This is a genomic window from Vibrio sp., from assembly GCF_047973365.1.
In the GTDB taxonomy this organism is placed as follows: Bacteria; Pseudomonadota; Gammaproteobacteria; order Enterobacterales; family Vibrionaceae; genus Vibrio.
The window spans coordinates 1-26,702 of the sequence record NZ_JBKEBW010000064.1; the positions used below are offsets into that span (position 1 = coordinate 1).

Here is a 26,702-nt window from a genome sequence, read left to right on the forward strand (position 1 = left end):
ATGTCGAGAAAAGGAAACTGTTTAGATAATGCAGTGGCTGAAAACTTCTTCGCTTTACTCAAAACAGAGATGTATCACGGTCAAAGCTTCACTGATGCTGATGAACTGATTGCAAATATCGAAGAATATATAGAGTATTACAATACAAAACGGATTAAGGTGAAATTTAAAGGCCTGACTCCGATAGAATATCGAAATCAGGCCTTGCAAGCCGCTTAACAGAAATGTCCAACTTTATGGGGTCACTTCACGGAGGCATGGGAACGAGAGATTGCGAATCTTAGAGGTAAATCTCGGATAAAAAAAGACCTCCTATAAGGAGGTCAAAGAACATGAAGTGACCAGTGATTTCTGCCTTATCACTGAAAAGAAGCACAAACGCTGCCTGCATTTGTATTTTATATAAAGCATTTTGCGTGCCAATAATTGTTTTTGTTTAATTACAATAGGTTGCGGTTATTTTGCATTTTTGCACAATTAAGTTACGTGCATCTTCATGGAGCAGTGCGCTGTGATCTGGTGCAAAAAAGCTGTAGGCACTTTACCGTTACGTCCTGCAAGTGCTGTCGCTTTAGTTGTATAGATAGTCGCCATATTCTTGATCTTAATTTATATTGCGTGCTAACTAATTGTTGGCAACATAAAATCGATTTTTAGCTAGAATGCAAGTATATTGTGCGCAACTTATCTTGCGAGAGAGAAATATGAGTCACTGTGTAACTGGTAACAATATTGATTCACAGACCAAAGAAGAGTTGTTGTTGCTTGATAATCAACTCTGCTTCCCTTTGTATAGTGCGGCTAATGCCGTTGTTCGGGCATATCGTCCATTGCTGGATGCCCTCGATCTTACCTATGCCCAATATCTGGTTATGATGGTGCTATGGCAAACCAACGGAATTAACGTAAAGATACTTGGTGAAAGATTGCATCTTGATTCAGGAACACTGACACCGCTTTTAAAACGACTGGAGACCAAGGGTATTGTTATCCGAAAGCGTGGGCAGTCAGATGAGCGTGTACGTGAACTTTTCCTCACCGAAGAAGGTTTTGCGCTTAGGCAGAAAGCGATGTCTATTCCGAATGCCATGCTATGCAAGCTTGATCTCGAATTGGACGAGCTTGTTTCGTTAAAAACACTTTGCGAAAAGGTAATTGCTCGGTTGTCTTAAGTCGAACTAAGTTGTCTTAATCAAGAAAAGCGAGCCAAAGATCTTAGTTTAAGTAACACATTCATCAATTTAGTTGTTGTATTAAACGGATAAGATAAAATTTTCGCTCATTCAATGTTCAAGGAAGAAAAATGAATTCAGTTCGATTAGATGAACAACCTATTTACCCATCGAAAGTAGTGTGTGTGGGGCGTAATTATGTTGAGCATATTAAAGAGTTAAATAACGCCATTCCGGATCAGATGGTCGTGTTTAACAAACCAAACAGTAGCGTAACGACCACGCTGAATTCCTATCATCAAGAAACGCTGCATTATGAAACGGAAATCTGTTTTTTAATTAAAGATGGTCAGTATTGCGCAGTCGGCTTGGGTTTAGATCTCACTAAGCGTGAGCTGCAAGCCGTGTTAAAAAAACAAGGTTTACCTTGGGAACGTGCAAAGGCGTTTGACGGCTCGGCTGTGTTCAGCCGTTTTATTTCTCTAAACGGTATTGATGTTGCCTCTCTTCATCTGGAGCTACTGATTAACTGTGTCAGAGTTCAAGCTGGTGGTGTCGAACAAATGATGTTCAAACCAGATGTGATTCTTAATGAGTTGAAATCTTACACTACGCTTTTTGATGGTGATATTGTTATGACTGGCACGCCTCAAGGTGTCGGAGAAGTGCATCGTGGCGATGTGTTCTTAGGCCGCCTAAAAAGCGGTGACAAAACGCTTATCGAGATTGAATGGGCTGCTGAATAGCCTTTGTTTGATTCCCTTCTTACTTGCCTATGTTGAGCAATGTAAGAAGGGATGTTCCCATTGATTAATTGTGTGTAAATCTAACTCTTAGCCCCACACGACTAAATTAAGCACTAAAAAAGCAGCCATGCTTACAACCGTGGTCAGTAAAACATTCTTTGTTTTCCAAGCAATTATGCCTGCCAATATTGCAGCCCAAAGGTATGGGTTTTGCGAAGAAGTGTTCAACTCACTGTCATGAGTAAAAACAATCGGTGCCCAAATCGCGGTGAGTACAGCTGGACTGGAATAGTTAAGTAACTTCTGCACTCCTGGGCTTAAACGTAGCGGAAGCCTTGGTTCAAGAAAAAGGTAGCGGCTAAGAAATACCAAACACGTCATCGCTAATATGGAGAGAATAATCATACTTTACCTCCAACTTGTGTATTTCTCTTTGCCTTTCTAGCTAGTGTCAATTCAGTAAAGTAGCCCGCTAACATGGCTCCTATGCTGGCGTACATTAAGCTGCCATTGATGCTGAAAATCGTTAGGGCGACTGACAGCATCAGTGCAGTGATGACTGAGACCAGAATAGGGACGCTTTTTATATTAGGTATCACAATGGCGATAAATGTCGCAGCGACTGCGAAATCTAACCCGATAGAGTTGAGCGATGGTATATAACTTCCGGCAACAATCCCTACTAAGGTAGCTAAGTTCCAAATAAGGTAAAAACTAAAACCAGCGCCTAATGCATACCAGCGGTTAAACTGCTTGTCACTCTGCTGACCGCATAGCGCGAAGAGCTCATCAGTGAGAAGAAATCCCAATATTAAACGCCAATGGGTTGGCAGCGGACTAATCTTGCTGCGCATTGAAACGCTATAAAGAAAATGCCGTGAAGTAATGAAGAATGTGGTGATCAACATGGTCATTAAACCCGCTCCAGCTTTGATCATTCCCGTTGCGACTAACTGTGCCGAGCCTGCAAATAAAATCGCTGACAATGCTTGGCTCTCAAACGGATTAAGTCCTGCTTCAATGGCAAAAGAACCTGCCAGCAGCCCCCATGGAAGAACTGCTACACTCAAAGGCAGCATTGCGATGGTGCCTTGCCAAAAAAGCAATGGCTTCGATATTACGGCACGGTCGGAGAAGGCCATACTACTCATAAATCATCCTTAATTCTGTAGCTTGTCATTGTGGTTCAAGCTAAAGCGCGTCGTCTAAGAAAGGCGCTTCTTTTGCTTCAATCATAAGCGCGCGCGTTGGGAAAGCGAGATCTGCACCATTTTGACGAATGATATCTATCACTTTCAACATGACGTCTTGCTTCACTTCATGAAAATGAACCCAGTTGATGGTTTCTGTAAAGGTATAAATAAAGAAATCCAGCGAAGAGGCACCAAAAGCGTTGAAGTTCACTATCAGCGTTTGCTGGGCATCAATCTCTTGATGGTTTTCAAGCATCTCTCTTACTTGAGTGACTATGGTTGCCATTTTATCGGCATCCTGATAACGCAAGCCAATCGTTTCATAGATACGGCGGTTCTTCATCCGAGAAGGATTTTCTACAATAATGTTGCTGAACACTGAGTTAGGAACATAAATAGGTCTTTTGTCGAATGTACGAATGATGGTCATACGCCAACCAATTCGCTCAACCGCTCCTTCTATTTCTCGATCGGGTGAACGAATCCATTCCCCTACTTTAAACGGGCGATCGAAATAAATCATTAACCCGCCAAAAAAGTTAGAAAGTAAGTCTTTAGCGGCAAGACCAACGATTAAACCACCAACACCACCAAAAGTTAACAAACCTTTTAGACTCACTCCCAATGTTTGCATGACAGAAAGTAAACCGATGGTCATGATGATCAAACGTGACACTTTGCCAACGGCTTGAACGGTTGTCTCGTCGCGTCTTTTATCCTGAAGCAGATAGTGTTCAACGTTGAGGGCTAAGCGAATCAGAACCCAAATAAAGATAGCCGCCAACATGAGCTTTTTACTTGTTGCTAACCAACTGAATTTGCTTTGAATGTTATCATCCAATAGTAATCCGAGAGAGATGGTTGCAGGCCAACACCAAATTAAAGTACTGATTGGGGTTTTTAGTGCATGTAAAACCAAGTCATCCCAGTGAAATTTGGTTTTCTCACTGATATTGGATAAACGGCTAAAAACGAAGCGCCAAATCACCCAGGCGACTAAGCTCGCCAAAGTAATGAAAAGTACGCTGTTATCCCAGCCCTTGAGGTACTGTGAAGTTTGAAATTCTGTTAATAATTCGTTCATATCCATCCGAACTTGAAGCCATTTTTGTTAGGTAAATTAACAGAAACTCGTTTTATTCTCTAGATTATGTGAGTTAAGTTGCGAATTTTTAAAGGCATTATATGCTATTTAGAAAGAGGAATGGATGTATTCAACCAGTTTGGTAAGTCTTTTAATTACTATGGTTAGTATCAGAAAAGCTGAATAGCTATTGTTCTAACATGTTCTAAAACATGTTGTTCTAAAAAAGATTGTTCTGAAAAACCATTGGTTTCGAAAAAACATATGATGTCATAAAGGCAATAAAATGAAGATTCGTGATAAGCAGTTTGCCGTTGTCGGCTTAGGTCGCTTTGGTTTATCTGTGTGCCAGGAGTTGGCGGAAGCTGGTGCGCAAGTGCTCGCAGTGGATGTGAATGAAGACAAAGTGAAAGCAGCGACGCAATTCGTTACCCAAGCCATCGTTGCCAATTGTACTCTTGAAGATACGGTTGCAGAACTCAAGCTTAGTGATTACGACATGGTGATGGTATCGATTGGCGAAGACGTCAATGCTTCGATTCTTACCACTTTGGTAATGAAGGAGTCGGGAGTAAAGTCCGTATGGGTGAAAGCGAGCGATAAATTCCATTCGAAAATCCTGCAGAAAATTGGCGCAGACCACATCATTATGCCTGAACGAGACATGGGAGTTCGTGTTGCCCGCAAGATGTTAGATAAACGAGTGCTTGAGTTTCAAGAGTTAGGCAGCAATCTGGCCATGACCGAAGTGGTGATCGGCTCGCGGTTGATGGGAAAAACATTAGGTCAATTGAGTTTATGCCAGAATGAAGATATTCAAATATTGGGATTTAAGCGAGGTCCTGAAATCATTAAAACTCCTGAGCTAGATAAAGTAATGGAGATAGGGGATATGCTAATCGTTGCCGGCGTGAAAGATGTATTAATGGCTAAGTTGAAGTCTCTATGAACCCATTTCGAAGTGGGGTTTTCTATCCATTAGAAAAAGAGCATCTCGAAAAGAAAAGCTCCGAACCCAAGATTATTCTCTATAGCTTCCTTTGGGTGCTAATTCCTTCGGCAATTTTGCTGACTCTACCGGTATTTTCTGTTTCTGGCTTGAGCTTTTCAGATGCTTTATTCACTGCGACGTCAGCGATCAGTGTCACGGGCCTCGGTGTGGTGGATACTGGGCAACATTTTACATTAGCGGGAAAAATACTGTTGATGATGCTAATGCAAATTGGCGGGCTAGGGCAGATGACACTTTCAGCGGTTCTTCTTTATTTATTTGGGGTTCGTTTGAGTCTGTATCAGCAAGCTCTTGCTAAAGATGCATTAGGGCAAGATCGAGCGATCAATTTGCGCAAACTGGTGAAGAAAATCATTACGTTTGCTCTGGTGGCTGAATGCATTGGCATCGTTCTTCTGTCGTTTCGATGGGTACCGGAATTGGGGTGGTCAACAGGGCTGTTTTATGCACTTTTCCATGCCATTTCGGCATTTAATAACGCGGGATTCTCTCTGTTTTCAGATAGCATGATGGGTTATGTGGGCGACCCTCTGGTAATTATTACACTGTCTTGTTTGTTTATTTTCGGTGGTTTAGGTTTTACTGTTGTTGGTGACGTATGGAGTAACTGGCGCAGAGGTATTCAACGTTTGAGCCTACATAGCAAAATTATGCTTACTGCCACGCCGACGCTTTTGCTGGTGGGTACGTTACTGTTCTGGCTATTGGAAAGACACAATCCCAACACGATGCAACATCTGGATATAGAATCGCAATGGCTGGCGGCGTTTTTTCAATCAGCTTCCGCTCGAACTGCGGGTTTCAATAGTGTCGATCTGGCGCAATATACTCGTCCTGCTTTGCTAGTGATGATTATTTTGATGTTAATTGGTGCCGGCTCTACATCAACAGGAGGCGGGATAAAAGTGTCCACTTTTGCTGTCGCTTTTGTTGCTACGTGGTCGTTCTTACGTCAGAAAAAACATGTCGTGATGTTTCGCCGCAGTGTTAACTGGCCTACGGTGACAAAAGCGCTTGCGATCATCGTCGTCAGTGGCGCATTACTAACGATTGCAATGTTTCTTCTGATGATTACTGAAAAAAATGCTAGTTTCGATCATATCTTATTTGAAACGATTTCAGCATTTGCCACAGTTGGGCTGTCTACCGGGTTGACTGCCGAGCTTTCTGAGCCGGGTAAGTACATCATGGTGGTTGTGATGATCATTGGTCGTATAGGACCGCTAACACTGGCTTATATGCTAGCGAGCCCACAGCCAACCTTATTGAAATATCCAGAAGATAGCGTGTTAACGGGTTAGTTTGGTTCGAAATGATGAGATATTTCGCTTCTACGTGTTTCTGAGCTACTTTGCAAATCTATGGTGTCTTCAAAACCTTGTTTAATAAAGCGTTGAATTGGAGACGCCGGTTGGATTCTTTTCAATTGAGGGGAATTATTGGTGCCGGCTAAAGCGTAAATAGAACGACCTTGCCCGGTGTCTATCTTAATGTTCTTGCCATCGTACTCAAAGCTCGTACTGATTAGACGATGATTTCGAAATACCCCTTGATCATTTAAAGTGAGAACTTCAGTACGATATTCTGGCGCATTGATTTCGATCCAAGATCCGTAAACTTGTGACGGGTTTGTATAGTCTTGATAACCAAAGTAAATAAGTGCGCCACATAGTAATGCTGCGATACTCAGTGTTGTTGCAAATACGGACTTAAATATTGCTTCTTTTGACATATCATTTTTAGGGTAACCGAACCGACCGCCCTAATAACTCCGACTGTTGAATAACTGTGTGGGTTTTTTCTTACAATTGGTTAAAGATATCATCAAATAGATGAAGTTTTAAAGCCTAAGAGAAACTTTTGCTTTCTAAACGCTCTTGAATCAAAGAATGTAATGCGTTAAAACAATACGCGGTAGCATGAACTAGTAGTTAATAGGGTAATAAGCCAAAGGTAATAAACCAGTAGGTAATAAACCAGTAGGTAATAAACCAAATAGCTAATAACCCATTGAATTTTACAAGGAAGAACGATGATTAAGGAAAACAGTTATTTTGAAGGCTCAGTGAAGTCTTTAGGTTTTACCCATGCTGATGGCGATGTCACTGTCGGTGTGATGATCCCAGGCAACTATACCTTCAGCACGGGTAATCCAGAGTGTATGACAGTAGTAAAAGGGGCGCTGACAATCAAGCGAGTGGGAGACAAAGACTGGATGACGTTTGAGAGTGGTGATGCTTTTGAAGTGGCAGGTAACTCTTCATTTGAAGTCAAAGTTGCCGCATCAACTGCTTACTTGTGCGAATACCTATAACGGTAAAAGACCACACTAGCGACTGCAATTATGCGTCACTAGTGTGGCAAAACAAAAAGGAATGGGCAGTGGATTATTCTCTTTTTGTACAGGAAAGACCAAAATAGTCTTTCAAATTCAACTTATTAGTACCTTTCGAACAAACCTGAGTTGTAATCTTTAATCGCTTGTTCGATTTCTTGAATTGAGTTCATAACAAATGGACCATAGTGTACAACGGGTTCATTGATTGGTTCGCCGCTAAATACCAGAACACCGCTAGTATCGTGTGCCAGCATAGAAATCAAATCTCCGCCGGAGAGTAATGCAAATTCACCTTGCATCAGCACTCGCTCATCAACTTTGATGCTCCCCTTATATGCGTACAACATAACGTTGTGTCGTTTCGGTGTTTGTAGTACCACCTCACTTCCTGCTACAGCTTGCCAGTCTGCAATAGTGGCTGCTACACCTGTTTTTGTTAATGGACCTTGCAAAGCTGTATCGTTTGCAGTGATATCGCCAGCCAATATTCTCAGTAAACCAATAGTTTCATCTCTGAACTCAGTGATGGTTTCCGGCTGAAAATCATGATATTGCGCTGGTTTCATCTTGTCGCGTGCAGGTTGGTTTATCCAAATTTGGAAACCATGCAGATCACCATCTTGCATGATGGGCATTTCACTATGAATGACACCTTGTCCAGCCGCCATCCATTGAGCGCCTCCAGAGCGAAGAGAGCCTACATTACCCATGTGATCTTTGTGTTCAAAATGACCTTTTAGCATATAGGTTAGTGTTTCAATGCCGCGATGTGGATGCGGAGGAAAGCCGCCGACGTAGTCTGCACGTTTATCTGATTTGAGTTCATCTACCATTAAGAATGGAGAGAATGCCGCATTATTAAAACCTGCAACACGCTGAATTTTTACGCCATCGCCGTCTGAAGTCGGTTGTGCTGGGATAATTTGGCGGATTTCACGATGTGTACTCATAATTTTGATACCGTATTTTTAGATCGTAGTTAAGGTCGGCTGACCTTATTTGACTGTATTCGAATTGTAGTAGGCGAAAGGGAAAAGGATGAGAGGTAACAGTCGAGGAAGTCATTCAATTATTTCGAATGACTGGCTATTTCTAATCATTGCCTATTTCTAGTTACCGATAGCTTATGTGCTGCATTATGCAAAGTGACAGGGTTGTTGGTCTATACTCTTCCTACTTGAAGCTGCAGCGGTGTTGACTGCGTTCGTTCACCCCAATCACATAGTTTATCTATGTTCATGGGGATTCACTCACTTGTCGCCTACCTGCAACTTCAAGTAGTTTGAGTATATACTTATACAGAACGTGATATGAACGAGGAGATTGCTATGGCAGTTCTTCCCAAACATAACGACAACAATCCTCACTATGACCCTAGTGAGGATCTTACTGCCGACCAGTTGCATCGGTATACGCGGGCAGCAAATAAAGCGCAGAAGAAGCGTGAAGCAATCGAAGACAGTGACGCTCCTTCTATCATTGAAGTTGCGCGTAGAATGCGGCTTGCTAGCAACAGAAGGCGAGTGAAACCCAAAGGAACGAAAAGAAGCTCACGTCAATACGCTATGTTTATGGTGTTCATTGCAATACTGGCGTTGGCTGTTATGTATTTTGTTCAGTAGCACGATAAATGGATGTCACTTTGCTATTTGAATGGTTCGATATGTGAGGCTGATGATCGGTGACATTTTGATAATAACAAAACTGGTTTTTTCCATTATGTTTAGCGGCATACATCGCTTTATCTGCGCAGCGGGTTAATTCTGCCAGATTGTCCGCATCTTGTGGGTATAAAGCAGCGCCAACGCTTATCGTGACGTTACTCAGTAGCTGCTTATCTTTGTATTTGCTATTGAACAGATGACAAATTCTATGCAGGATATTGTCTAAATCTTGCAATGAGTTCACATCATAAAGCAGCAAAACGAACTCATCGCCGGCGAATCTGGCAATTGAGTAGTCCGCTTTGTTGGTCTTTCTATCTCTGGTGCGTAAATTATTTTTGATCCGATGGGCAAAATTCTGCAGAATTTTGTCTCCCATTTCATGCCCGTAACTGTCATTAATGTGTTTGAAGTTATCAATATCAAGAAAAACAAGCGTGGTAATTTTGCTGTCTCGTTGTTGCGCTATTTCATCTAGTTTGGCGGCTGCCCAGTTTTCAAAACTCCAGCGATTTGCTAAACCGGTTAGATGGTCTCGATAAGCGAGTTTCTCAATACCTTCCACGTAAAGCGAGTTGATGTAATTTATTGCTTTGGAATAAAAGTAGGATGAAGTGTTACATACTGCACACACACCAATGAGGCTAATAAAGAAACGTTCTGCGGCAAGGATGTCACTGCTGACGGAGATGTGATGACCAAATATTGCAATGCCTACCAATAGACAATAAGTACAGCTGATAACCAATCCCGTAATAAAAGAGTTGATAAAAATAATGGCTGCGAGTATCGGATACACCCACAATAGACGATTTTCCAGTTCAGTACCGTAGACGAAAACCATATAACCTTGTGATAGCATGACTAGGGTCAGGATCACATCGTTATATTTAGGGCTCTTAGCTACGAGCAAGTAAACCAGATTAGCTGATGTGATGATAAAGCTAGCAACGCATAAGACACCAAAAATAAGGTTATTGTTGGCTAAATGGTAATAGCCATAGATGGCGAACGCCACAACGGATACCAAAGAACTCAATAATATTACTTTACGTTTTCTGACTGAACTTAGCTCCGCCATCTCCTTCAACTGATGTCCCATCAATTTATTCATTATTCGAATCGTCCTCGATGTAAACTACTCGTTTAAAGTTTAGGAGAAAAAAGTGGAAGCAAAATCGAAAGAACAAAAAATCTTGTGATGGGTTTCACCTTTCTAACTAAACTTAAGCGTTTTAGATCATGCTAAAGTTTATTAAAAGCGGCGAAATAGTCAGGATATGCAGCAAAGAGTCGATATACTCTTCCTACTTGAAGCTGCAACGCTTTATTTTTTGGTATGGGGACTGCGTTCGCTCACTTGCCGCCTACCTGCAACTTCAAGTTGTTTGAGTATCGTTATTCTACGTCGAAAATCAGATAAATAGAGGCTTATTTCGCTACTAAACCATATGGAAGGCTAGCGAATATTTTTGGTTGTTTTTCGATGGTCGGGATAGAGTTCACTTGTTGCCAATCCAACAACATGATCGCCAAAACGTTGCGATGTTCACCGGAACTTAAATCGAAATCACCGGAAGTTGAAGCAATCATGCCATGGTCACGATTGATCGTGTTTTTGATGTGCTGCCTGGTTTTTTCCACAACAGGATCATTGTTAAGCCCGGCTAACAGGAACGATATACCCACTTCAGCGATGATATCTTCTTTGGCTTTTAGCAAAATGGTATCGATATTGCGGCGAAAATAGTCAAAAATCCATTGATGTTCAGTTTCATTTACAGAGTGCTGATAATATTGAGAATCTGCAAAAATAATATGCGTCATTCCGTAAATTTTATTGCCATATTGCTGATTGGTGAGATGCTCATCTTGCACGTCTGGGTAAGTTTCACGGAAAGCGTCGATAAAAGATTCGACAACATCTTGTTCACCCAGTTGCTTGAGCCAATACACTTGATTGGCAAGCTGTGCAGCCCAAGCCTTGATCATATCTGGGTCGGTCGCGTATTCAGTAAAGTCATAGCGACGTAGAATCTCACGCAGTTTCGCGTCATGCTTGTGTTTTAAGCCGTATTCATCTGCGCGAGCCATAGAGCCTAGCAAACCTATGCCCAGATATAGATACTCAGGATTGTGCTTCGTTACCGAGTAACGCAATTTTGAGCGTTCATCGCTATCGTCTTCATAGCCAATAAGCCGTTTTTGGCTGTGTAAATAAATTTGTTCAGGAGTATGTATTTCTTCTGCATAGAGATTTAGCCGGCTAGCGACTCTTGCCAGATCACTCCAAATGGCTGACTGATACTTGTCATCTGATGTCTGACGGTACATTCGCAGCGCATAATGACCTTCTTGAAAGGCTGGTAGTGTGTAGAGTTGGCTTTCGTAGGTGTCGCGAATGATGTCGGCATAGTATTGGTAACTTTTTTCTTGTTGCTGAGTGTTCAACTGAGTGGACTCAGTGCGATTAGATAGCGTGGAGAGTAAAAGTAATGAAGCTCCAATGCTTAGCGCGATGTATTTCTTGCGTAATAACATGATGACAATGACACTGAAAAATGAATGTCAGCAGTATCCATGTTAACTGAATTATTTGTGTGAGCAATGAGTTAGTTGTGTGTAAATTCCTAGATACTATGGCGAAAGTGAGGTTTATTCAGCCATCTTTGTATTTGCTGGTCGTAGGAGAGATGACTAAGTTGTCAAGCCCACTGTTAGTTAATCATCCAATTCGTACGATAATTTGCGATAGTTTCAGTGTTGCAAAATGATAATATTTGCATTTTGCAATTTCGTTATGATATTGGTTGTAATGAAACGGCGTGTTTTATGTACAAAATGACTGTTTTATGCTCATAAAAAATTGGCACGTTACCTGCATTATTAAAAGTGATCCTTTTAAGCCAAGGATCACCTAGCCAACTGACGTTGTTAGTGAATTCATTTTGTTCACACATATCTATAGCCAATCACGAATATTGTGATTGGCTTTTTTTCATCATTTCTCCGCCATTGCCGTTTATAAAAACTCTAAGTTGGTATCCTCACACTTGACGTAACAACTTGGTTTTCTCGGACACACAGCACCTCTGGAGCAGATCAATCGAGCATCGCTCTCAATTCCTCGTTCAATCCAATTAATATTGAGGATACGAGCGATGGTTGTTAAATCTTTTTTTATGTGTGTCGGAATGACAGTACTGCCACCATGACGAACACAAGACGATTTTAGTTCTTCAGCAATGGCATTGGCATCACCACCTTGAGCCGCAATGGCTGGGTTTAAATCGACGCCAGCGCAGAGCACACGGGTATTTCCCGCCGCATCTAATACATTAATCGATTCGCAGCAGTAAATCCTTGGTTCATCCGCTACGTTGAGTATAGAGATCTGTGCAGAACTTCCTTGTTGTGGTTCAGCAAGGCGTCTGAATACCGCCCAGTGTTGACACGGATCGTGCACCTTACGCATGTTTCCCCAAGGCAGAGGAATTCCATTTCCTCTATATACAGCCTTAAGTTTTCCCGGACCATAGGCATCAAAATAGTGCCAATGAGGGTAGGGTGATACGACGGTCATGCGGCGCATCGCGACAGATGGTGATACGCCTGCTTTCTTATGCACATCTATTTCGTAGCCATTTCTATCGAGAAGCTGACGAAATGGGACTTTTGGACAAAGTAGTGCACCGGCAAAGAAGCTGGATTCAAAATCACGCCAAGCCTGAAGAATATCTTGCGAGTTCAGCTCAGAGCCTGATTGAGAATCCGATTGATCTTGCCAACTATTGGAATGCCCAACAGAGAGGACATTTTTTAATCCGTCTCTACTGTGCAGTACGTTGTGACCAATATATACCGCTAAATCGTATTTGAGCCGGGTTGGGTACTGGCGTAGAATTTCATTGAGATAAATAGTATCTGGCGGCTCAAAAAAGGAAGTGATAAGTTGTTTAGTGTTTATGCCTAGTTCATCAACAACATCATAAGGTGTTCTTTTCACCCAACGAATATTGAGCCCAAGGCTTTTGGCGATATCAAGTAAATCTTCAATCGCTAGGTTAAGCCGCTTTTGACCTATCTCTTCAGCTGCTCTTTCCAGATCAGGAAAGTGGTTTTGTAAGCTTTCTTGATGGGCGCGAATCAGCAAATGGGCGAATTGTCTGCCTGTCACCCCTGTTTGAGACAACATCTCCGGAATTGCTATTTGCAGAATATCATTAGAAAACAGAAAGCTAGGTTCCAAAGCCATGCCACTGATACCACCGCGATTGCCTTTTTCTGGCGTGATATCCGCTTGCTCAGGTTCGGCGTCGAGAAACCATGCCGGCTCTTTTTGGAATACTTGCGCGATAACCTTCAACATTTCTACGCTAGGAACTCGCTTACCCCTTTCGATCATTGAAAGGTAAGAGACCGACGGGGCATATTCCGAATTGATACGGATACAACGTGCGGAAAGGTCTTCCATTGTTAAATGGTTGCGTTTTCTCAAATTTCTTACTTTGGTACCTAAAAAGTGAGATTGCCTAACTAAGCTTTTTGATACGGTCATTTTGTAAAATACACATTGTAAAATTTTTGCTGTGAAATTGTATGCAAAATTGCGCTAGTCTACAAAGTAACCCAGTCACAAACTTGAATAAAAATTAAACGCAAGTTTGAGAACCATGAACTGGAGCAAGTTTAATCACAGAGACAATTTTCAAAAAGTAACCCAGTCAATTAGCGAACGCTGTAAGTATTAGCGAAGCTAAAGAGGAGGGGCTTAATACAATAAGCTTAATACGATAAGGAAGAGACGATGAATATGCTGACATTTGATAAAACCGAGATACAGAAACAACAAAAAACCTTTATCGCCGAAGCCGTGTTCGCCGTCGAAACTGTCAATGCTCATCATTCACGAGAAAAACAGGTGAAAGCGAAACAATTGCTCGATCATTTGTTTCCTTTGGAAAGTGGATCGCATCAGGATGTGACAAGCTACATGATCGATTACCACCACCTGTTAGCTTATTTTCACGATGGTCGACATAGCGGCTTAACATCTCCTAAACACTTTGTTGCTTATATTGGCAACAAAGAGCAGCCATGCTCAATTTTGTTGCGTGATGGCAGCGGTAGTCATGTGGAAGTCTCGCTAGGATGTCATCGTGGCACCGGGTGTGTGGAGTCAGTAGAAATTGAAGATATCCAATTGGAAACCTGTACTACGTTTATGCAAACAGATGAGGCTTCTATTCCAACTGTTGCGATGCGCCATTGGATTAGTTTGGTGAAAGGAGATATGCATGGTAAGCCTCATGCATCCAGTGAGGATAAAGAGTACGTATCTAAGTGTGGTGATGAGTACCTGCTGAGTTATAGCTTTAGCTTTTAACTTGCCTGATCCAACTGACTCAATGGATTTCATCTAACCTATCTTAAGCTCTGCTAGCACCTCCCGTTTGATTTAGGGAGGTTTTTTAGTGTTGAATTGCTGACTGCTAGAAAGGCATAACTCGGTTTCGTCCCATTTTCTTCGCTTCATACAGCTTTTTATCTGCACGTTCGACCAGTGCTTCTGGCGTGTCTTTGGCCATTTTTTCCGCGACACCAAATGATGCGGTGATACTGCCGACTTGCTCGCTTGTGCGACGATCTTTTACGTTAAGTCTTTCTATTGAAGTTCTCAGCATCTCTGCAAATTGACGAGCAACTCGCAGCGACTTATGAGGAACTAACAACGCAAATTCTTCACCACCATAGCGATAGGCAGTAATACCTGCCTGACAGCTAGTTTGCAGACGCTTTGCAATTGCGCGAATGACGGTATCACCAAACAAATGACCGTACTCATCATTGAATACTTTGAAATGGTCAATGTCTAAAAAAATCAGACTAAGGGCTTGTTTTGATTGCATCAATGACGCCAAATCTTCGTCAAAAGCTCTTCGGTTATATAAGCCTGAAAGGCTATCAAACAACGCCGCTTTGTGTACTTGTGCCAGTTGAGTCTTCAATTGACAAATCTCTTGGCTTGCACTGTTTAACTGTTGATTGAGAAACTGAGTGGAATGGCGAATATCTTTAGATTCGCTAACCAGTTGACGAATAACACCCATTACCTCATCAATGGAGAGGTTATCGTTTTGTACTTTTTCTATGTTAGCAAAGCTCTTATCTATTGCTTTTGAAAAGGTATTGGTGTCGGACAGCGTATCATCCATTGAACTTTCAATTTGATGTACAAGTAGCTCAACGTTTTGCCTAAATTCGTCGATATTGGTTTCCGCATTCGAAGCGATATAGTCTTTATAAAGCTGATCACCGGTAGCTGTGGGACAAAATCCCAAACTGTCTAAGATGTAGTCGAGTTCTTGGTTTAATTCCGGAATCGAATTATCAACGTATGTGTACCATAATGCGTAGTTTGATGGTGTTGCAGCAATACGATGTTTCATCAGCAGTGGTACAGTTTTTCTTAGATTAGACGTGGCTTTTTTAAACTTGTCTTCGCTCATTTTTGCATTAATGAATGCTTCGAAAATAATAGGCTAAGAGTAGCGGAAATCGGTTCTTTGTGCTCCAAAAAAAACGCCTATTTACAAATTTCCGCATAGAATACTTTAAAAGTATTTGTCTTGATTATTGTCTTGATGTGAATTATTTCTCAGAATGATAAAAATGCAGATGATCAACTGCATTTTCTATACTAAGCCATCTGTGCTTCTAGCTGCTTAGCACCTCGTAACATTGCTTCGACAAGCTCGGTTGCGTTAAATTTCTCAAGAGCTTCGTGAGCACCAACCTGATGAGCCCTGTCTACACAAATCTCACTGGATAGCGAGGTATGCAAAATAATGTAGGCATGACTGAGTGCTTTATTGTTTTGCACTTCAAAGGCAAGTTCATAACCATCAAGCCCAGGCATTTCTATATCGCTCACCAGAAGGTCGATAGCGTTTTCTTCGTTTGCCATCTTTTTCATAAACTCAGCCGCTTCGAGCCCGTTTTTGCAGACATAGTAAGAGATGTTAATGCGGTCTAATGCGTCTGATAGTTGTTTACGAGCAATTGACGAGTCATCGACTAGCAAAATATTCAGAGCTTTAAGACGCTCGCGCTCTACGTCTGTCAGCATGGGTACTTTGGTCGATTCATACTGTGGGTAAATTTTTGAAAGCAGTAATTCCACATCAAGAAGCTGCACAATTTTATCTTCGTAGCGGGTAATACCAGTAACAAATACATTCTTACCAGCGCTAGCTGGTGAAGGTTCAATTGCACGCCAGTTACAGTCGATGATTTTTTCAATGCTACGTACCATAAAAGCAACCACGGTGCGTAGACAGTCAGTAACGATTAAGTAGCTCTTTTGGTATTCGCTAGGCGCAATTGGTCGAAAACCGATGGCCGCAGCCATATCAATGACAGGAACAGTTAAATTACGAATTGTGACTGTTCCTATCACATGATGGTGTGAATAAGGGATTTGAGTCATAGGCATATAAGGTACAATCTCACGCACTTTCAATGTCCCAATAGCGAACAACTGCTTTTGCAGGTTCAAAGTGAACATTAACATTCCTTGCGACTGGTTTGCCTTGCTTATTGTCTTTGCCATAGTGTTACTGCTTCAATAATTTTGCTGGGAACTATACTAACGCATATTGGCATATCATCAACGGTTGGTATTGATTTAGGCTCGAATTTTCTATTTTAGTTTGCAAAAAGTGGGATGCATAACCCCTTCGCATAAGGTAGACTGCGCGCTTTAAAAATGAGCAGAGAATGAAATGGCAAAGACTGCAGCAGCCCTTCACATTTTGGTTAAGCATAAAGAGCAAGCGGAAGATATCATTCAGCAGCTCAAAAAAGGCGCTAAATTTCAGGTGTTAGCGAAAAAACACTCGTTATGCCCGTCAGGTAAGAAAGGCGGAGACCTAGGCGAATTTCGCCAAGGACAAATGGTGCCGCAATTTGATAAAGCTTGTTTTCAAGGTGAAGTACTCACCCCTCAACTAGTAAAAACAAAGTTCGGTTGGCATGTTGTTAAGGTGCTATATCGTACTTAGTGAAATGCGATCATTTTGTTGCCGTTATGAATGATTGCCTTTTTAAATGCGTTTTAACCAGTTTAAAACGTTGTCCCACAGTTCTTGATCAATTTCCTTTGGCACAATTTGCTTGTAGTAGAACGCTTCCTGGTAACAGATATTTTCAGACATTAACCCATGTGTTGGGTAATGGCGAAAATGTTGCAGAAGGCGAAAGACTTTTTCAACTCGTTGATCATTGTAGGTACACCGGTTTATCACGAAAGAAAGTGCTATTTTTCTCATGCTTAAAATGCCTGAATCAATAATCGTCTTGATAAACGGTAAGCTCGCATGTAAATCAACAGGTGAGGGTGACATTGGCAGAATGATAGCATTGACAAAATAGGTATACCTCGCCATGTCTTCATTAGTAAAATTCGATGGAGAGTCGAGGATGACAAAGTCGGTATCTCTTTGAACTCGAAGTGTTTTTGCAATGTCGGAAAAGCTTCTCAGTGACGGATTATACGCATGCGAATGTTCAGGGATCACAGTGCTAGCCCAGTCATGGCTGGATTTTTGTTTATCAAAATCGATTAATTCTACTTTATAACCCTGTTGGATTAATTGACTGATAAGTCCAGCAACAAATGTCGATTTACCCACACCACCTTTTTGGTTCATAACGAGCAGTTTTTTAGCTGCACTATAATGCAGGCTTATGGTTCGTTTATTTTGCATTAACATGTTGTATTTTAAGCCTTTGCCTGCTTCGAATGAACGCATTATGGAGGCTTTTTTCTGTTTGTACAGTGCTTTACTTTAGATATTCAGAGCGGCTTTTCAGAAAATTGTCACAGAATGCGATATACCCTTCCTATTTGAAGTTGCAGCGGTGTTGGCTACGTTCGCTCACCCCAATCACATAGTTTATCTATGCTCATGGGGATTCACTCACTTACCGCCTACCTGCAACTCCAAGTAGTTTGGGTATAGAGGTCGTTGAAGATGAAAGGCTGGCGATTAAAAGCGCTCAAAATGAGCGCTTTCAGGATGGTACGATGAGAACTAGAATTGGTAGTTGTACTCAATGCGATGGTCGCCATCAGCGAAGTCTACTTTCTCATTCCAGTTAGCAAAATAACGCACGTTTGAACGAGGTGTTATCTGATAGGAGATAGCAAATTCGTGATTCAAGATATTATTGTCACCAGCGAAATAGCCATCTTTATATTGGTCTGAACCAGACAAAGTGTGCATATACATTGGGTTATAGTTAATCCAGATTTTGTCGGTAAGAGCGATTTTCGCGTACATACCTACAACGGTGAATGTCCCTGGGATTTCATAACCATTATCAGCACCATCGTTATTGTAATCGTTTGCCACAGTAACGCCCGCACCAGCAAGTGGGTAAAGGTTTAAAAAGCCTCCAATCTTAGGAAGTGCTTGAAGAATACTGTAAGAGGCATTTAATTCATCTTTGTCAACATCATAGGTTAAATCAAGCTGGCGACCTTGCCCGTTTTTGATATTGGCTTGGAAGTTACGTAAACGGAAAGAGTCGATACTATCGTCAACGTTACCATATAGTGGTTTATCGTTATCGCGAATCCCCATCAGGTCACCGCCAATGCCTTTAAGTTCGAAGACGTTCATCGCGGCAACATTTTCTTTACCGGAGTCATAGGTTTGACCCATTTTTAAGTTTAAGCCTTTATCTGTGACACCAAAGCCGCCCTGAGTAAATACCGCGAGCGGGTCAGACATGTCTTGAACTTCTGTTTGTTGATCTTCTGCCAAAGCGCCAAATGATGTTGTAGTAACAAGTAAGCTAAGGATAGAGAGAGGTAGTGTCTTGGTCATTGTTCAAATACTCTATGAGATGGTTTTATAATAATAGTTGTTGTGGTCATTAGTGCGAAAATTTATGTCACTTATGACCCAACTATTGCATTTAATTTATTGGAACGCTGTGTCATATATAATAACTTAATTAATGGTTTATTAGATAAGATTGATGGGGAAAATGAATCTTTCCTAATAGGAAAGATTAATAACATTTGGAATTTAATTTTTCATAAGTGTCAGCTAGTTTAGGAATTTACTCGTTTTTAATTAACCGTACAGTTGTCCATAAATAACTCAGATGCATTCTTAAAAATAAGACAATTTATTAACCGTATGAATTTGTTAAACTAATTATTAAGTTTTTTATATTATTAAATTAGGATGAATTTGTACCATTGACTTATTTTTTATCAACGTTAGTTTTACATAAGTCAGGTTTATGGTTAGGAGTTATTTATAATGACAGAAGGAAAAAAACTAAACGTACGATTACTTTCTGATGTTTGTATGCAATCGCGTTTATTGAAAGATGCACTGGAATCTAAGCTTCCAATAAAAATAGAGATCTCGCCGTTTTGTGATATGTGGATGCAGGAGAACAACCCTGCGTGTCACGAAACTCAGCTTATATTGATCGACTATGCCCGCCTAGATGAGCATGCTTTATCTGATTATGCTTCATTCAAACATCTTTGTTGCGCCGCTGCCCGTGAGGTCGTACTAAATTGTCCTAGTGAAATTGAAGCCAAAGATTTGTTTAAGTGGCAGAGTTTAGCTGGTGTATTCTATGCAGACGATGATATTGAAGTGTTAGTTAAAGGAATGAGTAAGATTTTAACAGGAGAAATGTGGCTTACACGTCGTTTGGCTCAAGATTATATTTTGCATTATCGTGCCGGCAACTCAGTGGTAACGTCTCAGATGTTTTCAAAATTAACTAAGCGAGAACAACAAATTATTAAACTGCTTGGCAATGGAGCATCTAATATTGAAATTGCAGATCAGTTATATGTTAGTGAAAATACTGTTAAAACTCACCTACATAATGTGTTTAAAAAAATAAATGCTAAAAATCGTCTACAAGCATTAATTTGGGCGAAAAATAATATAGGTATTGAAGAAGTCAGCCAATAATAAATAAGTTTAACGAGCGGGAATATCTTTCATTTAAAAGTTAATGTTATATAAGGCAGCTAAGCTGCCTTATTGTTCGAAAATACAGCCCATTCACTGATCAGAAAGTTTTCCAGACTGGTATTACGTTTGCGGCAACTCAACACCTTTCTCTCTAAACAAACGACGGCAAGCTCGACCATCGCTGTGGAATAGGTGACAACGGTGCGCTGGTATACCGATGGTCAGTGTATCGCCGATCTCAACATCGAGCGTATCTGGCTGACGGTAAATAACATCAGAATCAGAGCCTTTAAGATTCATATAAACTTGGGTTTCGTTACCCAGTTTTTCCACCATCATTACTTTGCCTTCAATTTCAGCATCCCCTTCACTTGCGGTGAGTAAGTGCTCAGGACGAACGCCGAGTGACATTCGCTCTCCGCGGCTAACGGTTGTTCCGTCTACAGGAATCCAGAAGGTCGTGCCATTGGATAGTCGTACCATTACCCGCTCTTTTTCCACATCTTCAATGAATACACTCATAAAATTCATTTTCGGCGAGCCGATAAAACCAGCGACAAAACGATTCTGCGGGTAGTGATACAGTTCCAACGGTTGGCCAACCTGAGAAACGTAACCAGCATCAAGAACGACAATTTTGTCCGCCATGGTCATTGCTTCAACCTGGTCATGGGTGACATAAATCATTGTGCAACCGAGTTTGCGTTGCAATTTGGTGATTTCAGAGCGCATCTGCACACGAAGGGCTGCATCAAGGTTAGATAATGGCTCATCAAGTAAGAATACATTGGGCTGAGAGACCAGTGTACGACCAATAGCGACACGCTGACGTTGTCCGCCTGACAACGCTTTTGGTTGGCGATCTAGCAAATGGGTGAGTTGCAAAATATCGGCTGCGTGGTCAACTCGTTTGTGAATTTCTTCTTTATTCGCTTTCGCCAGCTTTAGACCAAACGACATGTTGTCATAGAGGTTTAAGTGCGGGTACAAAGCGTAAGACTGGAATACCATACCAACCCCGCGCTTCGATGGCTCAACATCATTCATGCGTTGGTCGCCAATGTATAAGTCACCAGAGGTGATGTCTTCTAAGCCTGCGATACAGCGTAGTAAGGTCGATTTCCCGCAGCCAGATGGACCTACGAATACCACGAATTCGCCTTCTTTAATGTCTAAATCAACATTCTTAGAAATCACTACATCGCCATAAGCTTTACAAACATTTTTTAACGTGACATTCGACATCTAGCTCGTCCTCGATCAACACTTTTAATTACTATTACTCATCATTGTATGTCGTTTTTCTACGAAACGATGCTCTTAGAAATAACTGGTGAGCAATAATAGTAGGAATATATTTAAGTTTATGATTTCTCGACTTTGAGATGAATCATTTAAGCTGCATTTTAGCGGTTTCACCTAAACTTGTTTTTAACCTTAATCGGTAAGAAAAGAAAGGGTGATGTATTTTAATAATAATTGGGTATATGCTGCTCGAAATCATATCCCCTTCCTATTTGAAGCTGCAGCGCTTCATGTTTTGAAATATGGGGTCTGCGTTCGTTCCCCAATCACATAGTTTACTATGTGATTGGGGATTCACTCACTTGCCGCCTACCTGCAACTTCAAGTAGTTTGGGTATACATCACCCTCCATAGCCAAAAATTTAAGCACTTTTAAGCAAGCCTGTGTTCCCCCCCGACACGAACTTGTGTCGCTAACACAACTGCGAAAGTGTCTTAATCGGCAATGTAAACTAGGGCCTATATTTTGGTGCTAATAAAAACTCTTACCATCCGCTTTGGATGTGTTTAGTCTCTAAGAAGTCTGAGTAGATAACATCCTCCCAATGCTTTTTTTTGTAGGGGGAGTAGAAGAGGATGAGCAGAAGGAGGGGGGATCCGGCGTAGGTAGATCAAGCTCAAAGAATTGATCTGTTTGAAGTTGAGGTCGCTCACAACAAAAGCTATTTTTGTGATCTGTATCGATGACGTGTGGCGATGGAGATCACGAAAATAACCCATAACGGCTAGGGCGTAGTGCACAGGATGATGAGTGATTGCCTGTTTTTTCTGATGATATATGACGAAATAAGGCAAAACCTCTTGGGTTAGCCCTACAACATAAATAATAAAAGGATATGAACATGAAAAATGCCCTAAGTACTGTAGCACTAAGTACATTAGTTGCCCTTGGTTCTTTTGGAGCTCATGCTGCCATCGAAGAAGGTCAGCTAACTATCTGGATTAACGGTGACAAAGGCTACAATGGACTGGCTGAAGTTGGTAAAAAATTCGAACAAGATACGGGTATTAAGGTGACTGTTGCGCACCCAGATGCGCTTCAAGACAAATTCCCGCAAACAGCATCAACTGGCGACGGTCCTGATATCGTATTTTGGGCACACGACCGTTTTGGTGGTTATGCAGAAGCCGGCTTGCTAGTGGAAGTCAAACCGTCGAAACAAGTGAAAGATGGCATCATTGATTTCGCATGGGATGCAGTGAACTACAACGGCAAGCTTATCGGCTACCCAATTGCGGTTGAATCTTTATCTCTGATCTACAACAAAGACCTTGTTCCAAACCCACCAAAAACTTGGGAAGAAGTGGCTGAACTGAACGCTCAACTTAAAAAACAAGGCAAATCCGCTATCATGTGGAACCTGAAAGAACCGTACTTTACTTGGCCACTAATGGCTGCTGATGGCGGTTACGCATTCAAATACACAGCTCAAGGCTATGATGTTAAAGATGCTGGTATTGCAAACCAAGGCGTTAAAGATGCGATGAGCTTTGTTAAAGGTCTTGTTGATAGTGGTGTGATCTCTTCTGACATGGACTACTCAGTATCTGAAGCTGAATTCAACAAAGGCAATACGGCAATGACAATCAATGGTCCTTGGTCATGGGGCAACATCGATAAGTCAGGTATCAACTACGGCGTAGCCACTCTACCTAAGTTCAATGGTCACTCTTCTAAGCCGTTTGTTGGTGTCCTAACTGCGGGTATTAGTACAGCGTCTCCTAACAAAGACCTAGCGGTAGAGTTCATCGAGAACTACCTACTTACCAACGACGGTCTACGTAAGATGAATGACGACAAACCACTTGGCGCCGTTGCTCTGAACTCATTCCAAAAAGAGTTGGGTAATGATCCACGCATTGCAGCAACTATGGACAACGCAATGAACGGTGAAATTATGCCAAATATCCCACAGATGAATGCATTCTGGAGCGCAGCGAAAAACGCAATCATCAACATTGTTGATGGTCGTCAAACTGTTGATTCAGCACTTGCTGATGCAGAAAAGCAAATGGTTAAGTAATTTTTCAGTGGTACTTTTAGGGAGGGGGTAACTCCTAATGTCTGTCAGTTAAGCTCAAAAAGACAGAGTTCTCGTTCCCACGGTCCCCCGTGGGAATGCATACCAAAGCCAAAATAGGCAGTTAATCTGACTTTCTGTTAGTCAAATATGCATTCCCACGCAGAGCATGGGAACGAGGATTCTCTTAACTGATTGGTATTAGGGGGTAACTCCTCCTTACTTTCTCAGTTTATTTCGCTAGCAGGTTGTACTATGCAGTCAGTTCAAGGTTCAGAAGCGATGTCATCACCGTCAGCACGATTAACGACCCATCAGCGCGCATTACTTAAGTGGGCCGCTCTCGGTGCTATTGGTATTGTTAACGGCTACGCATCCATTCTTATGTATTCACGCGGCGAGTCTGCTTTCGCGTTGCTTACTCTCTTTCTTACCGCATTAGCACTTTATATTTTTGGAAGTAAGAAAACATACGCTCATCGCTATATTTATCCGGGTATCGCTGGGATGATTTTGTTTATCCTCTTCCCTTTGGCGTATACCGTTAACTTGGCTTTCACTAACTATAGCGCTAAGAACCAACTCTCTTTAGAACGCGCTCAATCGGTATTAATGGATAGAACGTTCCAAAGTGGTCAAAGTTACAATTTTGACTTGTATGAAACCGATTCAGGTTTTCAGATCACGATTCAAGATGGTGATACTCAATATGTAACGCAAGCGTTTTCACTGAGTGACACAAGTCGTGAGCTGAACCTTACACCTTCGGAACAAGCTGTTGAGGGTGAAAAAGCACCGATTAAAACTATTATCAGCAATCGTTCTGTACTTAGCGAATTTGACCTTCATTTCCCGAATGGCAGTGACATTCGTATGAGTGGGTTGAGAAAGTTTGCTGCGGTCGTGCCGCTCTATCAATTGCATGAAGATGGAGAGACATTAACTAATCAAGAAACGGGTGAGATCTTACGCCCAAATATGGATGTGGGCTTCTATCAGCCAGTCGATGGAAATGGTCAATTTGTTGGTTCAACCGTATCGCCAGGTTTTATTGTCTCTATTGGTACCCACAATTTTGAACGCGTGTGGAAAGATGATGGTATTAAAGAGCCGTTTATCAGCATCTTTATCTGGACAGTGATTTTCTCGTTGCTGACCGTTGTGTTCACACTAATGATTGGTCTGGTGCTTGCGAGTGTTGTTCAGTGGGAAGCGCTAAAAGGCAGAGCTATTTATCGCGTGCTGCTCATTTTACCTTACGCCGTCCCAGCCTTTATTTCGATTCTGATCTTTAAAGGTCTGTTCAACCAGAGCTTTGGTGAAATCAATATGGTGCTTAATGCCATCTTCGGTATTAGCCCAACTTGGTTCTCCGACCCACTACTTGCAAAAACCATGGTGTTGATTGTCAACACATGGCTAGGCTTCCCTTACATGATGATTCTGTGTATGGGGCTTTTGAAAGCCATTCCGGAAGACCTCTATGAAGCATCGGCAATTGACGGTTCAAATTTTGTCAGCAACTTTACTCGCATTACATTGCCTTTAATGATCAAGCCAATGACACCGCTTCTTATCGCCAGTTTCGCTTTTAACTTCAATAACTTTGTCATGATCCAACTATTGACGCAGGGTGGTCCGAACATGATTGGTACGTCGGAGCCTGCCGGTTATACCGACCTCTTGGTAAGTTATACCTATCGTATTGCATTTGAAGGTGCTGGTGGTCAAGACTTTGGTTTGGCGAGTGCAATTGCAACTCTGATATTCCTACTCGTGGGTGGATTAGCACTACTCAACCTTCGTTTCACTAAACTTGAACAAGATTAAGGAGTCGCACAATGGCAATGGTTCAAGGTAAATCCTTAAAATATAGAGTGTTGGCGACGCACATTGCAATGTGGACATTCTTAGCGTTAATCATATTTCCACTGTTAATGATTGTCGCGATTTCTTTCCGTGAAGGTAACTTTGCAACAGGCAGCTTAATCCCAGAATCACCGTCATTTGAGCACTGGAAGCTGGCATTAGGGATTGCGGTTGAAAATGCGGATGGTTCAGTGACTCCACCGCCATTCCCTGTATTGACGTGGTTATGGAACTCAGTAAAAGTGGCGGCTATTAGTTCGGTACTGATTGTTGCGCTATCAACGACTTCTGCTTACGCGTTTGCCCGCATGAAGTTCAAAGGTAAAAGTACCATCTTAAAAGCGATGATGATCTTCCAGATGTTCCCTGCGGTATTGGCATTGGTTGCGTTGTATGCCTTGTTCGACAAGTTGGGACAATACATTCCATTCCTAGGTTTGAACACGCATGGTGGTTTGATTTTCTCTTACTTAGGCGGTATTGCTCTGCATGTATGGACCATCAAAGGTTACTTTGAAACGATTGACCGTTCGTTGGAAGAAGCGGCCGCATTAGATGGTGCAACACCGTGGCAAGCATTCCGTTTAGTACTGCTACCGCTTTCAGTACCGATTTTGGCAGTTGTGTTTATTCTCTCATTTATTGGTGTTGTGGGTGAGGTTCCAGTGGCATCTCTGTTACTTTCTGATGTAAACTCATACACACTTGCGGTTGGTATGCAGCAGTATTTGTACCCTCAAAACTATTTATGGGGCGATTTTGCAGCAGCAGCAGTATTATCTGCGTTACCAATTACTATCGTATTCTTGCTTGCGCAGCGTTGGCTAGTCGGAGGACTAACGGCCGGCGGTGTGAAAGGATAACAACGATAAGGGCGGCTGTAAGGTCGCCCATTTTGTATCTACTTAACAATTTGGTTTGGCCGCTGATCAGTTAAGAATGGTACATACCTTCTGGCGTTACGCATAGCTGGCTGTTAGCTCAATTCCTTACTGTAAATGACTAACGGTTTTTGTAACCAAGACCTGGGCACTGCTCAGGTTTTTTTGTTTGCCCAGCAAAGCTGGCAAACCCGTCCACTTGAAAGAAAGTGGAGTCACCCTGACTAAGGGGAAGACAATCCGAATGGCAAGGGCGTCACGGGCTAACGGTGGGGTCTGAAGGAAGCCATAGGAAGTTAGATGTACACAACTAACCGTAATCTGTTTCGGCGGTACTGGTGGGTAAGCGTCCAAAATAGCGCAAAGCCCAATACTTAGTCAGACCAATACTGTGATTGAGGG

General features: G+C 41.8%; 26 protein-coding genes. 13 read left to right on the forward strand and 13 right to left on the reverse strand.

Going from position 1 to position 26,702, the window contains the following annotated elements; all coding sequences use genetic code 11:
* From ACK5MF_RS08940 to ACK5MF_RS08950, 3 genes are all read left to right on the forward strand, one after another.
* Positions 1-219: transposase (locus ACK5MF_RS08940; protein WP_416921405.1), on the forward strand; the 219-nt coding region annotated here is incomplete at its 5' end.
* 485 nt (positions 220-704) lie between these two features.
* On the forward strand, positions 705-1,172 hold the full coding sequence (locus ACK5MF_RS08945; protein WP_416921407.1) for a MarR family winged helix-turn-helix transcriptional regulator: 468 nt from the start codon (positions 705-707) through the stop codon (positions 1,170-1,172).
* 131 nt (positions 1,173-1,303) lie between these two features.
* Complete coding sequence (locus ACK5MF_RS08950; protein WP_416921409.1) at positions 1,304-1,918, forward strand: fumarylacetoacetate hydrolase family protein; 615 nt, start codon at positions 1,304-1,306, stop codon at positions 1,916-1,918.
* An 87-nt stretch (positions 1,919-2,005) separates the two neighbouring features.
* Here ACK5MF_RS08950 and ACK5MF_RS08955 read toward each other — a convergent pair whose 3' ends face one another.
* From ACK5MF_RS08955 to ACK5MF_RS08965, 3 genes are read right to left on the reverse strand one after another with little or no spacing between them, the layout of a single operon-like run.
* Positions 2,006-2,323, reverse strand: a complete 318-nt coding sequence (locus tag ACK5MF_RS08955; protein WP_416921411.1) for an AzlD domain-containing protein — start codon at positions 2,321-2,323, stop codon at positions 2,006-2,008.
* Positions 2,320-3,069 carry an AzlC family ABC transporter permease gene (locus tag ACK5MF_RS08960; RefSeq protein ID WP_416921413.1) on the reverse strand — a complete coding sequence of 250 codons (750 nt, stop codon included), beginning with the start codon at positions 3,067-3,069 and terminating at the stop codon, positions 2,320-2,322. The genes ACK5MF_RS08955 and ACK5MF_RS08960 overlap by 4 nt, the downstream gene beginning before the upstream one ends.
* A 40-nt stretch (positions 3,070-3,109) precedes the next feature.
* Positions 3,110-4,195 carry a mechanosensitive ion channel family protein gene (locus ACK5MF_RS08965; protein ID WP_416921415.1) on the reverse strand — a complete coding sequence of 362 codons (1,086 nt, stop codon included), beginning with the start codon at positions 4,193-4,195 and terminating at the stop codon, positions 3,110-3,112.
* A gap of 286 nt (positions 4,196-4,481) precedes the next feature.
* Between ACK5MF_RS08965 and ACK5MF_RS08970 the strand changes: the two genes are divergently transcribed.
* Together ACK5MF_RS08970 and ACK5MF_RS08975 are read left to right on the forward strand one after the other, a co-directional pair.
* Complete coding sequence (locus ACK5MF_RS08970) at positions 4,482-5,144, forward strand: potassium channel family protein (protein WP_416921417.1); 663 nt, start codon at positions 4,482-4,484, stop codon at positions 5,142-5,144.
* Entirely contained in the window at positions 5,141-6,508 is a 1,368-nt protein-coding gene (locus ACK5MF_RS08975) for a TrkH family potassium uptake protein (RefSeq protein ID WP_416921419.1), read from the forward strand. Before ACK5MF_RS08970 ends, ACK5MF_RS08975 begins: the two co-directional genes overlap by 4 nt.
* Here ACK5MF_RS08975 and ACK5MF_RS08980 read toward each other — a convergent pair.
* The gene (locus ACK5MF_RS08980; RefSeq protein WP_416921421.1) at positions 6,505-6,939 is read right to left on the reverse strand and encodes a DUF2850 domain-containing protein; all 435 of its coding nucleotides are present in this window, start codon (positions 6,937-6,939) and stop codon (positions 6,505-6,507) included. The two genes, ACK5MF_RS08975 and ACK5MF_RS08980, sit on opposite strands and share 4 nt — an antisense overlap.
* Before the next feature lie 300 nt (positions 6,940-7,239).
* Here ACK5MF_RS08980 and ACK5MF_RS08985 point away from each other — a divergent pair, with 300 nt between their 5' ends.
* Positions 7,240-7,521: a pyrimidine/purine nucleoside phosphorylase gene (locus tag ACK5MF_RS08985; protein WP_416921423.1), complete on the forward strand. Its 282-nt coding sequence runs from the start codon at positions 7,240-7,242 to the stop codon at positions 7,519-7,521.
* Positions 7,522-7,646: 125 nt separating this feature from the next.
* Here ACK5MF_RS08985 and ACK5MF_RS08990 read toward each other — a convergent pair whose 3' ends face one another.
* Entirely contained in the window at positions 7,647-8,495 is an 849-nt protein-coding gene (locus ACK5MF_RS08990; protein WP_416921424.1) for a pirin family protein, read from the reverse strand.
* Between the two features lie 378 nt (positions 8,496-8,873).
* On the opposite strand from ACK5MF_RS08990, the gene ACK5MF_RS08995 reads away from it, so the two are divergent.
* Positions 8,874-9,167, forward strand: a complete 294-nt coding sequence (locus tag ACK5MF_RS08995; protein WP_416921426.1) for a hypothetical protein — start codon at positions 8,874-8,876, stop codon at positions 9,165-9,167.
* On the opposite strand, the gene ACK5MF_RS09000 is transcribed toward ACK5MF_RS08995, so the two are convergent.
* From ACK5MF_RS09000 to ACK5MF_RS09010, 3 genes are all read right to left on the reverse strand, one after another.
* The gene (locus ACK5MF_RS09000; protein ID WP_416921428.1) at positions 9,148-10,323 is read right to left on the reverse strand and encodes a GGDEF domain-containing protein; all 1,176 of its coding nucleotides are present in this window, start codon (positions 10,321-10,323) and stop codon (positions 9,148-9,150) included. The two genes, ACK5MF_RS08995 and ACK5MF_RS09000, sit on opposite strands and share 20 nt — an antisense overlap.
* Positions 10,324-10,640: 317 nt before the next feature.
* On the reverse strand, positions 10,641-11,750 hold the full coding sequence (locus tag ACK5MF_RS09005) for a DUF3541 domain-containing protein (protein ID WP_416921430.1): 1,110 nt from the start codon (positions 11,748-11,750) through the stop codon (positions 10,641-10,643).
* Between the two features lie 481 nt (positions 11,751-12,231).
* Complete coding sequence (locus ACK5MF_RS09010) at positions 12,232-13,767, reverse strand: DUF3612 domain-containing protein (protein WP_416921432.1); 1,536 nt, start codon at positions 13,765-13,767, stop codon at positions 12,232-12,234.
* 249 nt (positions 13,768-14,016) lie between these two features.
* On the opposite strand from ACK5MF_RS09010, the gene ACK5MF_RS09015 reads away from it, so the two are divergent.
* On the forward strand, positions 14,017-14,595 hold the full coding sequence (locus ACK5MF_RS09015; protein WP_416921434.1) for a hypothetical protein: 579 nt from the start codon (positions 14,017-14,019) through the stop codon (positions 14,593-14,595).
* A gap of 106 nt (positions 14,596-14,701) precedes the next feature.
* Here ACK5MF_RS09015 and ACK5MF_RS09020 read toward each other — a convergent pair whose 3' ends face one another.
* Both ACK5MF_RS09020 and ACK5MF_RS09025 read right to left on the reverse strand, forming a co-directional pair.
* Entirely contained in the window at positions 14,702-15,718 is a 1,017-nt protein-coding gene (locus ACK5MF_RS09020; RefSeq protein ID WP_416921436.1) for a GGDEF domain-containing protein, read from the reverse strand.
* A 191-nt stretch (positions 15,719-15,909) separates the two neighbouring features.
* A complete protein-coding gene (locus ACK5MF_RS09025; protein WP_416921438.1) occupies positions 15,910-16,821 on the reverse strand; it encodes a chemotaxis protein in 912 nt (303 codons plus the stop codon).
* Positions 16,822-16,993: 172 nt separating this feature from the next.
* Between ACK5MF_RS09025 and ppiC the strand changes: the two genes are divergently transcribed.
* Positions 16,994-17,272, forward strand: a complete 279-nt coding sequence (ppiC, locus tag ACK5MF_RS09030) for a peptidylprolyl isomerase PpiC (RefSeq protein ID WP_416921440.1) — start codon at positions 16,994-16,996, stop codon at positions 17,270-17,272.
* A gap of 42 nt (positions 17,273-17,314) precedes the next feature.
* Here the strand turns inward: ppiC and ACK5MF_RS09035 are convergent, their stop codons facing one another.
* Positions 17,315-18,022, reverse strand: a complete 708-nt coding sequence (locus ACK5MF_RS09035) for a ParA family protein (protein ID WP_416921442.1) — start codon at positions 18,020-18,022, stop codon at positions 17,315-17,317.
* Between the two features lie 282 nt (positions 18,023-18,304).
* The gene (locus ACK5MF_RS09040; protein ID WP_416921444.1) at positions 18,305-19,102 is read right to left on the reverse strand and encodes a hypothetical protein; all 798 of its coding nucleotides are present in this window, start codon (positions 19,100-19,102) and stop codon (positions 18,305-18,307) included.
* Positions 19,103-19,546: 444 nt separating this feature from the next.
* On the opposite strand from ACK5MF_RS09040, the gene ACK5MF_RS09045 reads away from it, so the two are divergent.
* A complete protein-coding gene (locus ACK5MF_RS09045; protein ID WP_416921446.1) occupies positions 19,547-20,221 on the forward strand; it encodes a LuxR C-terminal-related transcriptional regulator in 675 nt (224 codons plus the stop codon).
* Positions 20,222-20,344: 123 nt separating this feature from the next.
* On the opposite strand, the gene malK is transcribed toward ACK5MF_RS09045, so the two are convergent.
* Positions 20,345-21,469, reverse strand: coding sequence for a maltose/maltodextrin ABC transporter ATP-binding protein MalK (gene malK / locus ACK5MF_RS09050; RefSeq protein ID WP_416921448.1), 1,125 nt, complete (start codon positions 21,467-21,469; stop codon positions 20,345-20,347).
* A gap of 902 nt (positions 21,470-22,371) precedes the next feature.
* On the opposite strand from malK, the gene malE reads away from it, so the two are divergent.
* The 3 genes from malE to malG all read left to right on the forward strand — a co-directional run bounded on the left by malE (position 22,372) and on the right by malG (position 26,282).
* Positions 22,372-23,553, forward strand: coding sequence for a maltose/maltodextrin ABC transporter substrate-binding protein MalE (gene malE / locus ACK5MF_RS09055; RefSeq protein WP_416921450.1), 1,182 nt, complete (start codon positions 22,372-22,374; stop codon positions 23,551-23,553).
* A gap of 252 nt (positions 23,554-23,805) precedes the next feature.
* On the forward strand, positions 23,806-25,380 hold the full coding sequence (gene malF, locus ACK5MF_RS09060; protein ID WP_416921452.1) for a maltose ABC transporter permease MalF: 1,575 nt from the start codon (positions 23,806-23,808) through the stop codon (positions 25,378-25,380).
* Positions 25,381-25,391: 11 nt separating this feature from the next.
* Positions 25,392-26,282, forward strand: a complete 891-nt coding sequence (gene malG, locus ACK5MF_RS09065; RefSeq protein ID WP_416921454.1) for a maltose ABC transporter permease MalG — start codon at positions 25,392-25,394, stop codon at positions 26,280-26,282.
* Positions 26,283-26,702 lie beyond the last annotated feature (420 nt).